Source organism: Dyadobacter sp., from assembly GCF_051859145.1.
In the GTDB taxonomy this organism is placed as follows: Bacteria; Bacteroidota; Bacteroidia; order Cytophagales; family Spirosomataceae; genus Dyadobacter.
Window position 1 is genome coordinate 1 of sequence record NZ_JBHYGF010000077.1, and the last position, 12,059, is coordinate 12,059.

The following is a 12,059-nucleotide window of genomic DNA, read 5'->3' on the forward strand; positions in this document are numbered from 1 at the left end:
TCACTACTTTCGGACGGTCATGCTGCATAAATCTCCCTGTGGTTAAGGTCAACCTATTTCAGGACGTGACAGGAGGAAGCTCCCCTTCGTCCACTTCCTCCCCTTCATCCCTTTCCTCCTTTTCTAAAACCCTAAGGAGTAATTCTGCGTTTTTAGAAGGATGCGCATAGATATAAATGGCAAGCTCTTATCTTGCAGTATATTACTTCATCTAGCAAGATGCCTCTGCCCAGAATATTTACAATCACATTCATAGCGATAGCAGTGCTAAGGTCGGCCTGCTTGTTTGGACAGGGGAAACCCTTACTAGCCAACTTTTCGGCCCGGGCGGAACTTGGCGTGATCGCCGCTTCTGACGAGGCTACCCCGTTCTGGCTACGTACCAATCAGTTTGGTATTATTCCTACCGATGCCCCGGCCGCATTGGCGTCTGTTGCGCTGCGCAGGAACTATGTTTTTTATGATAGCCTCAGTAAAAAGCCACGCAGGCTGGACTGGAGTGCCTCTGTGAAGCCGGTATTGATTTATTCCAAAGCAAACGACGCCAGAGTCCTGTTGCCCGAAGCGTATGCCAGCGTGCGTTTCAAAAACTTGGAGTTGTATGCCGGCAGGAGAATGGAGCTGATGGGGCTGGGAGACTCCACGCTGACTATGGGCTTTTACTCCGGCTCAGGAAATGCGCTGCCGATTCCCAAAGTGCAGATCGGTACCATCGGCTTTACCCCATTAAAATTCACGAAAAATTTCCTGGCGATCCATGCAGGGTTCTCGCACGGCTGGTTTGCCACCAACTACCTTGAAGGTGTGCGTTTGCATCAGAAGTTTATGTATTTCCGTTTTGGGAAGCCCAAATCGAATGTGAAGGTATACGCCGGATTAAATCATAACGTGCTTTGGGCAGGGCAGGCTGATTATCTCAAAAATGAACCCGATCTTGCCAAAGACGGAAAATTCCCTTCCTCATGGAGCCTCTACCCGAACATTGTATTTGCCTATACACCTAAAAACTGGTACAAGAAAAACGGTTACGGTGCATTTGACAGCTACCGTCTTGGCAACCACCTCGGGAGTTATGATTTCGGCGTGGAAGCAAAGGTGCTCGGCTACAATATGTTTGTATACCACCAGCATCCTTTTGAAGATGTTTCAAGTATGATTTTCAAAAATGTTCCTGACGGGCTTTATGGGATCAGTTTCAAAACGAAGACTGCTGTTACTGGGAATATGTTCAGCGTTACGCGGCTTACGCTGGAATTCCTGACTACCAAAGATCAGTCCGGATCGACATTCTATATACCCGGCAGCAAATTCCAGGGTGCGGATAATTATTTCAACCATAGTCAGTATGTGCAGGGATGGTCTTATCAGGGCAATGCGGTCGGGACACCTTTCATTATCCCCGGCAAAGATATGGACCCAGGCAAGCCGAAGAACGGGCGCTTTTATCCCAACAATCGCGTCAACGTATGGTATGCAGGGGCACAGGCTGGTTTAGGTAGCGCCTGGCAATTTGGAGTGCGCGGATCGTTCAGCCGCAACTTTGGGACACCGGGCGACAGCTTTGAGCCTGCACGCAGTCAATTGTCACTTCTGGCATCTGCCGGGTACAAACTTCCTAAACTAAGAAATACGAGTATTACAGCCCGCCTGTCGACAGATAGCGGGGAAATTTTCAGGAACAGCACCGGTGGTTTTCTGGGCATTTCTAAGACCTGGTAGCCAATCCGGATTGTTACCGCAATTTACAATGTTCAAAGGTGGACAAGCTTGTCCGCTTTTGAACATTTTTTTTGGTTTATACTCGCGTAGTAGTCTGAATGTAAACAGGTTACAATACTTGGCATAGGTTTGTTGAAAAAGGTTATTTACATGAAACAGCTCCCGAAGTATTACTTCAATCATGTGAGTGCTAACCCTTTTTTCTGACAGGCAGATGCTTAAAAACTACCTCAAAATTGCATTTCGGAATATCTGGAAAAACAAGGTTTTTTCTGCGATTAATATCATCGGTCTGGCAGTAAGTATGGCAGCCTGCATTGTGATCATGTTATTTGTGTTTTATGAAAAAAGCTTTGACCGGCAGCACACAAAGAATATTTACCGTCTCGACGAAGTACAGAAGTTTGAAGGAATGGTTGCGCCCCAGAAAGTCGCGCTTTCTATGTTCCCGATGGGACCTACCCTCAAAAACGAATATCCCGAGATCCGCAACTACACACGCGTCAAAGCCAGTACCGACATGCTGGTGATGCGAGGACAAAAGAAGGTGGAGCTGCCAAGAATCCTCTGGGCTGATCCCAGCTTTTTCAGCTTGTTTGATTTTAAGCTGCTCGAAGGCGAGCGCGAAAATGTATTGAAAGAGCCAAATACGGTGGTGCTATCCCGGGAATATGCAACCAACATTTTCGGAAATGAAGATCCGATCGGGAAGACGATCAACCACTATGGAAGCGATACCCTCGCTTTGAAGGTGACCGGGATCATGGAAAATGTACCAGCCAATTCCCACCTGCAATTTGACGCATTGTTCTCATTCAGTTCAATCACGCGCCCTGACTTTATGGATAACTGGGGCGGAAACTGGCTGGTCACCTATCTTGAACTTGCACCGGGTACTAACGTCGCCAACCTTGAAAAGAAATTTCCTTCCTTTCTGCAAAAGCATATGAAAGGGGATAACTGGAAGTTCTACGAGCTCTTTTTACAGCCACTCTCAGAAGTGCATGCAAAGTCCACCGACATTACCCACGACTATATCAATTTCCAGAAATTTGATCAGAAATACACCTATATCTTCTCATTGATCGCGATCATCGTACTGATCATTGCGTGTGTGAACTTCATGAACTTATCGACGGCACGGTCTACCGGCCGCGCCAAAGAGGTAGGTATCCGCAAGTCCATTGGCGCGCAACGGTTGCAGCTATCCGGTCAGTTCCTGGGTGAATCGATTCTGTTATGTCTGATTTCGCTGGTACTCGCTGTGTTGATCGTCAAGCTGCTGCTTCCGTCCGTCGCTGATTTCAGTCAGCGGAAGCTCGATTTTTCTATTTTCACCAACCTGCGCCTCTTACTGATTGTACTGGGCGGAACGGTGCTGATCGGTATTTTCTCCGGACTCTATCCTGCCGCATTCCTTTCCGCATTCGAGCCGATCAAGGTTTTAAAAGGTACCTTACGGACCGGCAAAAGCACATTCAGGAGTGCATTGGTGATTACGCAGTTTACCAGCGCCGTTTTCCTGATCATCGCCACAGGCTTTGCTGTGCGGCAGCTTCGTTTTATGGTTACGAAAGATCCGGGTTTTGATAAGGAACAAGTGATTATTATCCCGCTCGATTCTAAATCAGGTCCCAAGTATGCTTCCCTCAAACAGGAGCTGCTCACCAGTCCTTACGTGGAGTCGGTGACAGGTTCGCAGCAGCGGCTGGGCAACAATTTTCACCAGACCGGAGTAAGGTTCCAGGGCACGGGGCCGATTAAGGAAATCGCATCATCGCAGGTGATTGTGGATCCCGATTATCTCAAACTATACAAGATCAAGCTGATCGCCGGACGGAATTTTGAAGATAGCCCGGGAGATAATGCAAAAACCTATATTATCAATGAAGCACTTGCCAAAAAGCTGCTGCAGGAAGAGCCGACTTTAACGGTACAATCGCTAGTCGGAAAACGCTTCGGCTTCGGCGGAATGGATTCGCTTTCTACCATCGTTGGCGTGGCCGAAGATTTCAATTTCAATTCTCTTCATCATAAAATAGAGACTTTGTGCCTGTTCAACCAAAAGGACTGGGGTTATTCTGAAATGTCTGTGCGGATTAAAGGTACTCAGAATGAGCAGGCTATTGCGGCTATCAAAGCCCAATGGGCGCGGATCGTGCCCGATCAGCCTTTTACATATTCATTCCTTGATGAACATTTCGCCGAACTATACCGCGCCGACACGCAGGTCAGCGAAATCGTAGGTATACTGGCTGGATTAGCAGTTTTCATTTCCTGTCTGGGCTTGTTCGGTTTAGCTTCTTACTCCGCCGAGCGGCGTTTCAAGGAAATAGGTGTGCGGAAGGTAATGGGCGCATCCGTTGCAGGAATCGTGGCGCTGCTATCGGGGGATTTCATCAGACTGGTAATTGTGTCAATCCTGATCGCTTCGCCGCTCGCCTGGTGGGCTGTATCTACGTGGCTGCACGATTTTGCTTACCGCATTGATGTGGAGTGGGGCATATTCCTGAGTGCCGCAGTGCTAGCCGTGCTCGTCGCGCTGGCGACAATCAGCTTCCAGAGTATCAAGGCCGCATTGATGAACCCCGTCAAGTCGCTGCGTTCGGAATAGTTTTTCCGGTGTCAGTAAATGTTGGTTTGAATTTTAAATGAACATTAATATAGCAATCACATGAGCCACATTGCCATTCCAATCCCACCGCTTCAGGGGAAGCAGGAGATTAAAGTTGAAGTGACGATCAATGGAATCAAACAAAACTTATTTTACCGGGTCGAGCTGTTTTACTGGGAAGATTGCTCCAATCCGGTAGCGCATCGCGCCGATTGTATCAGTGAAATGCTGTCGCACCACGATCCTGACTGGACAGTGTATTACATAGGCGCGCCCACCGATGAGTTTGTGCCCATTACGTTTGTTAAAAAAGAGAGCAGAAATCTGTTAAAAGAAGCTATCGCGTAAACACTACATCTTTTCAAATAGGAAATCTTTATTTGCATCATTGTTGCATTTGTAGTTATCGAAACTATATTTGCATCATTGTTGCATTTAAAGATTTTTTTATGAAAAAGGGTTTATTCAAAAGTTTATGGATCGCTGCGGCACTACTCGCCTTTACTGCCTGCGATAATGACAAGGAAAAGGAAGTGGAGCCGGAGCTTGAAATGGAGCACCGTTTTGTGCGCATCCTGGTAAATGATGAGGTTTCAAACGAACTGTCGCTGGTGGACCCTCAAAAGCTGACCGCCGAAAAATTTACGGCCAGTTTTCCTAAATCGGCATTATACCGCACCGCAGCGGGCAGGTTTGGTGCCCTGGTAAATGGGGCCAATAATCATGTGCAGCTCTTCGATACAGGTCTGGAAGGCCACGGCGACCACGTGGATGTAAAAGGTACCCCCAAGTTTGGCGCGTTGATCGGCGACGGTAACAAGCCAACACACTTCAAGAGCAAGGGAGATGAGATTATTACCTTCAATGACGGAGACGGTACATTGAGCATCGCGCAGCAGGCGGATTTTCATACAACCGGCGCAAAAATGAGACTCATCAATGCAGGGAATGTAGCGCACCACGGTGCTATGACCAAGTTTGACAATGGGAATTATGCGATCACCGAAAAAGACGGTTCAGTTGCCGGGAGTTTGCCGGAGCGTGTGAAAATCATCAATGTTACCGGTAAAACTGTACATCCTTCCAGCATTCAGACGAAAGGGCTTCACGGAAATGCAAGTAACGGACAGGTTTCGGTCTTCGGCTCTGCCAGTGGAATACTGGTAGTTGACCAGTCGGGTGCACAAAAGCTCATCCCACACCCTGCTGACTTTGGTGATGCGTGGTTCGGCAGCATTTTCGAGGCAGCAGGTGTTGGCAAGTTTGTTGGCTATACAGCCGCAAAAGGCGCTTATCTCATTGATGTTGACAAAGGCGAGGTGAAGCCGGTGCTCGCCAGCGCGGATATTATGCAGGCAAAGATAGACCTCGCCGGCAAGAACCTCATTGCTTTGATGTACAATGGAGAGGTGAAACTATTTGACCTTGCGACGGGAGCAGAGAAAGTAAGCGGAAAGGTAATTGCTCCTGTTGCCAGAGACGAAACTCAGAAGCCGCAGGTAGAAGCGACTGCCAGGTACTTGTATATTACCCAACCTAAATCAGGTGAGCTTCTGCAGATTAGTACTGCAAACCTGGCCCGCATTCAGCGCGTCAAGGTGTCGGCAACACCTTACCGGCTCAGCATTCTTGGATTTGAATCCAGCGAAGGACATTGATAATGTTGCAAGCTGTCGGTAATGTTCATCGCACCGACAGCTTGCAATTTTTTTAAGTTGAGATAGCTTTCACCGGAATGTTACTCAAATTTTTTTCTCAAAATAAAGTATTCCTTCATGCGGATTGTAATTGTAAGGCGATGTTTCTACAAATCCGAAAGATTGGTACAATTTAACAGCTGCCGGCATTTTCGGCCCAAGTGTGTCCAGTTTAATAGTGTGGTACCCCAACTCTTCCGCCTTTTCGATCAGCGCGCCTAAAAGTGCCTTACCAATGCCCATTCCCTGAAACCCGGGTTTGATATACATTCTTTTTACTTCGCAGGTGGTGTCATTTTCTATCCTCCGCAACCCCGCTACTCCGATGGTCTGATCACCGGCTTCTACCAGGAACAAGGCACCGGTCGGTTCGCCGTACATTTGCGGGAGGATGGTCAGTTCATTGTCAAAACTCTGAAAGGAAAGGGTAAAATCCAGAGAGTCTGCGTAAGCGCGGAACATGGCTGCGCCTGTCTGGTACTCGGCTGCTGTATTGGCTTGTTTAATGTGGTAATTCATACTATTTCGTTTTTTCTAAAAGTTTTCCTGCGCGCATCTGGTTGCTGAGTAAAGTCCGGAAAAGCTTCCAGCGGAGATCAGGTGCATTCGCGGTACCGCCCTGCGATTCAATGTAATTTTTGACAAGATCCTGTCCATAGTTATAGTTGATCACATAGCTTCTGTATTTCCGTATAAACCGGATATAATCGGTTGCGCCCTTTGGCGGGAGCAAACAATAGGATTCCAGCCAGCGTTGCGCCTCTTTTTCATTCATTTTTCCGCCCAGCAAGCCACGCGCAACTTCGTTTCTTGCGTAACCAAGTCTTGATTTAAGAGATAATGCATTGAAATAAGCACTTGTGCCAGCAGTATCCAGGCCGGCTACCGGCAGCAGCACATCTTTGCAAAACTGCTCCTGCTCTTTGCCGGGGAATGCGATGGAGATACCGTAGTTGGCGCTGCCTTCTGCTATGAGCGACTGCGGACTGAAAAGCGGGTATAAGGATACTTCAATCCAGTCTTTGTCACGGAAAAGGTTCTTTTCAAGCAATGCATTGTACACGTGGTGCCCGGGGTAACCTTCGTGGCAGGCGAGATCTATCGCACGTTCAATGAAGATCGGCTGACTGATATTGATCTGGATCAGGCTATGGAAATTGCCTTTGTACCAGTTGTAGCCCGACCACGGTTTGTCAGTAACATATTCCAGCTCAAAGGTTTCATTTTCCGGTAATTTGTAATGGGCCAAGGTTCTCCTGCGCGCTTCGGCAATGGCGGTTTGAAAAACGGTATCGATCTTATTTTTCGGAATCAAAAAGTTCCCGGCCATTTTCTGGTAACGTTCCTGGATACTGCCTTTGCCGGGCAGAACACGGTCGAGCTTGGAGATCAGATCCTGGAAGTGCTTTTCATTATAAACCGGCGCAGTGGCATCAAAAAGTTCTTTCGACTCTGTGTCAAAAGGAACAAATTCCTGGGTGAAAACCTTAATTCGCCGCTCAAATGCAGTTAGTTGGTAAATCATCCAGTCCGCGCGGGTAGCAATTGTGTCGTTGGAGGTATCTTTCTGTAATGCCTGCAATTGCGCTTTCAATGCAGCAGCTCTGGACAGAAAAGCTGCTTCTGGAAAGGTATCGGACTTGCCTTCGGAAGGTTTCAGAGAATCGGGACCATAATATGCATCTACAAAGTCGGTATCATAAGCTCCGATTGAGAGTCCCAGTTCTAAATATTCCTGCGAGATCGAGTCGAGCTTCGTGCTATAATCCTCATTTTCAGAAGAAGATGAACATGCAAAAAGAATAACGGACAGAAGAAGAGTAATGCATTTTTTCATGGCATTTGCGACTTGGTGATTACTTGTTCCAATATAGAAATTTAGGTGCATGTGAGAAAGTTGTGGAAGCACTTTGGTGCTGCGTTACAGATCAAAATCTACATACCCCAAAATGAGCCGTATTTTCCCAGTTTGTCCGGGCCAGCAAGCTGGAATAGAATTGATACTATCTTCCTTGATTCCAGAATATTGTGAACCCGACTAATAAGAAACAAGGCTGACATGGGCAAAAAGGCTGTATATGCAGAACAAGAGTTGGTAGTTCTGCTCAAGAACAACAATCGAACCGGGTTCGACTATCTGTATGAAAATTACTCAGCTCCATTGTACGGCATTGTGCTGAAAATCGTGAAAAGCGAGGATAATGCAGCCGACGTATTACAGGATACGTTCCTGAAAATATGGAAGAACATCGGTACTTACCAGCCGGAAAAAGGAACCCTTTTCACCTGGATCCTGAATGTTGCCCGCAACACCGCCATTGACAAGCTACGTGGTGAAGTGAAACTCGAAAGAATGGTCAAGTTACAGGCTGTTTCCGAACATGAATTGAACTCCAAACTGGCATTCTATCCTGCCGCTGCCAATTTTGATATCAAACAACTGGTTGATAACCTGCTACCTGAGCGGCGCACATTGATCGATCTGGTTTACTTTCAGGGATATACGCATGAGGAAGCTTCGGAATACCTGAGCCTGCCGCTTGGTACGGTTAAGTCCCGCGTGCGTAAAGCTTTGCAGGATCTCCGGGGAGTCTTCGCATTGCGTGAGCTGAGTTTATATGCAAACTAAAAAATCAAAACTTTTTACAGCTAAAATCCTTTTTCCTGAAAGGAAGGTTGTGGATTTTCGTAAAATGGCATGTAAAACTTGTAGAAGCCGGGTTTTTGCAGAAAATAAAATTGTCGAAATTCTTCAGTGGAAATGACCGTTTTCCGATATCTACACTGCTAAACAATGCATGTCAGAGTTACCGTTAAATAAAAACGCCTTATTATTTGGTTAAGCTCTGCTTTCAGTTGCACCTGCAATTAATTTTACCCGCACATGAACGGTGCATTTACCTTTTTCTGCAAAGAACTTTTCAACACGCAAGTTGCAGAAAACGCACATTGCATTTTCTGCAAGGTGATTACCGCTGAGCCTCTCCTGAAAGTTGAAATCCGGCTTAGGATAACACCTGCTTTTACAAAGGTCTGATATTGAAAAATTCATATCAATAGCTTCGGGTGTTGTAAAGAATTACTGCTCGCTTCGTTTCGAAATACATTAGTAAGTTTCTTCTTTATTTTAAATAATAATGCGGTTTTTGCTGCCGAAATACTTCTTATTATTTAGATAAAATTACTTTATAAATTAAGGGTAAACCTACTTTGGTTTGATTTGTAATATAAAAAAAGTGATACTTTTTGATGGTCTGCGCATGTACATTTGTTCGTACATTTTATTGACTTACTCATTAAGCTAACCATTTACAAATCAATTACCTTATGAAAAAACTTTCCTTACTATTACTTTTTTTCGTGCTTAATCTGGCAGTCAGTCTGCCCGGATTTAGTACAGGCGTCGACTGTGATTGTCTGGGTTCCCAGAATGCCGTGAAAAATGGAAGCTTCGAATCCGGTACAAACTATTGGAGCAAAACAGATGGTACCAACTTCGGCACCGATGAAGCATATAATATGTGCGGCAGCAAAAATGGTCTGATCACAGGATCAGGTACAGTGTACCAGGTGGTAGATCTGCAGGGCGGAAGCCAGGTTGACCTTTCCATCTACGGAGGTACCCACAACACAAGCAAAACGCACCAGTTCAGACTGACTTTCTACACAAGCAACAACCAGGAGATTGGCGGAGACCAAAACAGGAGAGTCATAAACATGGACTACAAGGTTACCAACAACCAGCTGAAACATTTCACAACTTCCATTACCGCGCCGGCCAATGCGGCAAAAGTGGTGTTATCCATTTACTCAGGCGGCGACTATTTCAAATTTGACGTGGCTTGCCTCGGAATAACCCCGCCAGCGCCCACTGACTGCGGCTGCCCTGATTCGGAAAATGCACTTGCTAACGGGAGCTTCGAAAACGGTACGGCGAGCTGGTCAAAGACGAGCAATACCAACTTCCAGACAGATACCAAATACAGTCAATGTGGCGCTAAAAACGGTTTGATCGATGGTGCTGGTATCATTTACCAGGAAGTAAACGTGTCGGCAGGCGCGCAGGTGAATGTGAGTGTATACGGCGGAACACACGACACCGGCAAGACGCACCAATTCTGGCTGACTTTCTACAACAGCGCCGGACAAAAGATCGACGGTTCTCACAACAAGGTTGCTGATATGAACTACAAGGTGACCCAGTACCATAAATTAGAGGAATTCAAATTATCAGGTACTGCTCCCGCGGGCGCGGCAAAAGTGCGCTTATCGGCTTACTCCAGTGGTAATTATTTTAAGGTAGATGTTGCCTGTATGAATATTACTACGCCTCCGCCGTCAGACTGCGGCTGCCCGGACTCGCAAAATGCGGTTAAAAACGGAAGCTTTGAATCTGGTACCGATGCATGGACCCGGTCAACCGGTACAAATTTCAGCCAGGACGAAGCATATAGCGTCTGCGGCTCTAAAAACGGATTGATCTCGGGAGCAGGCAGCATTTACCAGGAAACTAATCTGATACCCGGCAGCCTGGTGACTGTTAAAGTGTTCGGAGGTACCCACGATACTTCCAAAGACCACGTGTTCAAGCTTGAATTTTACACAAGCTCAGGTCAGCTGATTACTATCCCGGTAAATGGCGACAACAATGTACAAATGGATTACCGGGTTACGCAGACGCATAAACTGCAGGAGTACAACCTGAGAGCGACTGCGCCTCTTTTCGCAGCCAAAGTACGTTTCACCGCAGTTTCAAGTGGCGATTATTTCAAAATTGACGGTGTTTGTATGTCGATAACGCCTCCTGCAAAAGAATGCGAAAGCTGCAGCGACAACAAGCTGACCAATGCGAGCTTTGAAGAAGGTACTGTGGGCTGGATTACGACAGGCAATGTGAGTGCGGAAACGATCATCGCGAACTGCGGGTCGAAAAGCCTTATCCTGCAAGGTGCGGGTTCATTCCGCCAGGATGTATCGGTTAATGAAAATTCCGGAAATACGGCCAACCTGATCTTCTACGGCGCAGTAACTGAAAACAGGGACCAGAAAGTTCAGCTCATTTTTCTTGACAATTCGGGTAAAGTGTTGGGTAGTGTTTTCAGGGATGTTGACAAAATCGTAGATGCATCTCCGTGGGGATTGCAGAAATACGTTTTGGCTGGAATAATGCCCGTGGGTACTACTGTCGTTCGTGTCCAGGCGTCAGGATCAGAAAATTACCTGGCTATCGACGGAACCTGCCTTACCTTCACAGGTCCTCCGCTTCCTGTAACACTTGCTTCTTTCAATGTCAAAAAAGAAGGAACAACTGCTTCCCTGGTGTGGACCACCACACTTGAAACCAATTCTGACCATTTCGATGTCCAGCATAGCGGCGATGGTAAAAACTGGACGGTACTTACCACGGTGAAAGCGCAGGGTGAGAGCAAAGCGACTATTTCTTACAGCTATACCCACACCAGTCCGTCTGCTGTTAACCTTTACAGACTTAAAATGGTGGATGCAGATGAGACTTTTGCATACAGTTCTATCAAGAGCCTGAATTTCGAGGAGGATGGACAAATGCGCATTTACCCGAACCCGACTTCGGACCGCATTAAATTTACTGGTAACCAGCAGATCAGCAATGTGAAGTTGTATAATGTAAATGGCGTGCTGGTGCTTAATACCAAGCCGGGTACAGACAATGAAGTGGACCTGACTAAACTTGCACAAGGAACTTACTTCGTGAAAGTGAATGACAGCACAACCACGCGCAAAATTGTGGTAGTAAGGTAAGCCTCCCATTTATAAACAGCCGAAAGGTTCTAAAACCCCTCCTCCTGAAACTCAGGGCGAGGGGTTTTCTGTAATATGTTCCTAACTTTCCGGAAAAGTCACTTCGCCATTTTGTGGATTCTGTAAATCGTTTTTCTAAACCGCCGGGAGGTACAATGGTACAGCAGGCACCGTTATCCCGGTCCGACTTCGGCACTGATTTCCGCTGGGGTGTTGCCACTGCCGCTTATCAGATAGAAGGTGCGGTGAAT

At 46.7% G+C, this 12,059-nt stretch carries 9 protein-coding genes; 7 read left to right on the forward strand and 2 right to left on the reverse strand.

The window, feature by feature from the left end; genetic code table 11:
* Positions 1-219: 219 nt before the first annotated feature.
* From ACTIE6_RS05955 to ACTIE6_RS05970, 4 genes are all read left to right on the forward strand, one after another.
* Complete coding sequence (locus ACTIE6_RS05955; RefSeq protein WP_439555758.1) at positions 220-1,719, forward strand: capsule assembly Wzi family protein; 1,500 nt, start codon at positions 220-222, stop codon at positions 1,717-1,719.
* Between the two features lie 187 nt (positions 1,720-1,906).
* Positions 1,907-4,333 (forward strand): ABC transporter permease, encoded by a 2,427-nt coding sequence (locus ACTIE6_RS05960; RefSeq protein WP_439555759.1) that lies wholly within the window; start codon positions 1,907-1,909, stop codon positions 4,331-4,333.
* Between the two features lie 60 nt (positions 4,334-4,393).
* The gene (locus ACTIE6_RS05965; protein WP_439555760.1) at positions 4,394-4,681 is read left to right on the forward strand and encodes a hypothetical protein; all 288 of its coding nucleotides are present in this window, start codon (positions 4,394-4,396) and stop codon (positions 4,679-4,681) included.
* A gap of 101 nt (positions 4,682-4,782) precedes the next feature.
* Positions 4,783-5,991: a hypothetical protein gene (locus tag ACTIE6_RS05970; RefSeq protein ID WP_439555761.1), complete on the forward strand. Its 1,209-nt coding sequence runs from the start codon at positions 4,783-4,785 to the stop codon at positions 5,989-5,991.
* An 84-nt stretch (positions 5,992-6,075) separates the two neighbouring features.
* Here ACTIE6_RS05970 and ACTIE6_RS05975 read toward each other — a convergent pair whose 3' ends face one another.
* Positions 6,076-6,549, reverse strand: a complete 474-nt coding sequence (locus ACTIE6_RS05975; protein ID WP_439555762.1) for a GNAT family N-acetyltransferase — start codon at positions 6,547-6,549, stop codon at positions 6,076-6,078.
* A gap of 1 nt (position 6,550) precedes the next feature.
* A complete protein-coding gene (locus ACTIE6_RS05980) occupies positions 6,551-7,867 on the reverse strand; it encodes a hypothetical protein (protein ID WP_439555763.1) in 1,317 nt (438 codons plus the stop codon).
* A gap of 222 nt (positions 7,868-8,089) precedes the next feature.
* Between ACTIE6_RS05980 and ACTIE6_RS05985 the strand changes: the two genes are divergently transcribed.
* The 3 genes from ACTIE6_RS05985 to ACTIE6_RS05995 form a co-directional block, all read left to right on the forward strand.
* Complete coding sequence (locus ACTIE6_RS05985) at positions 8,090-8,659, forward strand: RNA polymerase sigma factor (protein WP_439555764.1); 570 nt, start codon at positions 8,090-8,092, stop codon at positions 8,657-8,659.
* Between the two features lie 698 nt (positions 8,660-9,357).
* Complete coding sequence (locus ACTIE6_RS05990) at positions 9,358-11,808, forward strand: T9SS type A sorting domain-containing protein (RefSeq protein WP_439555765.1); 2,451 nt, start codon at positions 9,358-9,360, stop codon at positions 11,806-11,808.
* Positions 11,809-11,963: 155 nt separating this feature from the next.
* Positions 11,964-12,059 (forward strand): family 1 glycosylhydrolase (locus ACTIE6_RS05995; RefSeq protein WP_439555766.1); only part of this gene is annotated, 96 nt, incomplete at its 3' end.

What these genes read in the sequence shown, in the direction of transcription:
- ACTIE6_RS05955 (WP_439555758.1), top strand. Translation starts at nt 220, where the DNA reads ATGCCTCTGCCCAGAATATTTACAATCACATTCATAGCGATAGCAGTG.
- ACTIE6_RS05965 (WP_439555760.1), top strand. Translation starts at nt 4,394, where the DNA reads ATGAGCCACATTGCCATTCCAATCCCACCGCTTCAGGGGAAGCAGGAG.
- ACTIE6_RS05970 (WP_439555761.1), top strand. Translation starts at nt 4,783, where the DNA reads ATGAAAAAGGGTTTATTCAAAAGTTTATGGATCGCTGCGGCACTACTC.
- ACTIE6_RS05975 (WP_439555762.1), bottom strand. Translation starts at nt 6,549, where the DNA reads ATGAATTACCACATTAAACAAGCCAATACAGCAGCCGAGTACCAGACA.
- ACTIE6_RS05980 (WP_439555763.1), bottom strand. Translation starts at nt 7,867, where the DNA reads ATGAAAAAATGCATTACTCTTCTTCTGTCCGTTATTCTTTTTGCATGT.
- ACTIE6_RS05985 (WP_439555764.1), top strand. Translation starts at nt 8,090, where the DNA reads ATGGGCAAAAAGGCTGTATATGCAGAACAAGAGTTGGTAGTTCTGCTC.
- ACTIE6_RS05990 (WP_439555765.1), top strand. Translation starts at nt 9,358, where the DNA reads ATGAAAAAACTTTCCTTACTATTACTTTTTTTCGTGCTTAATCTGGCA.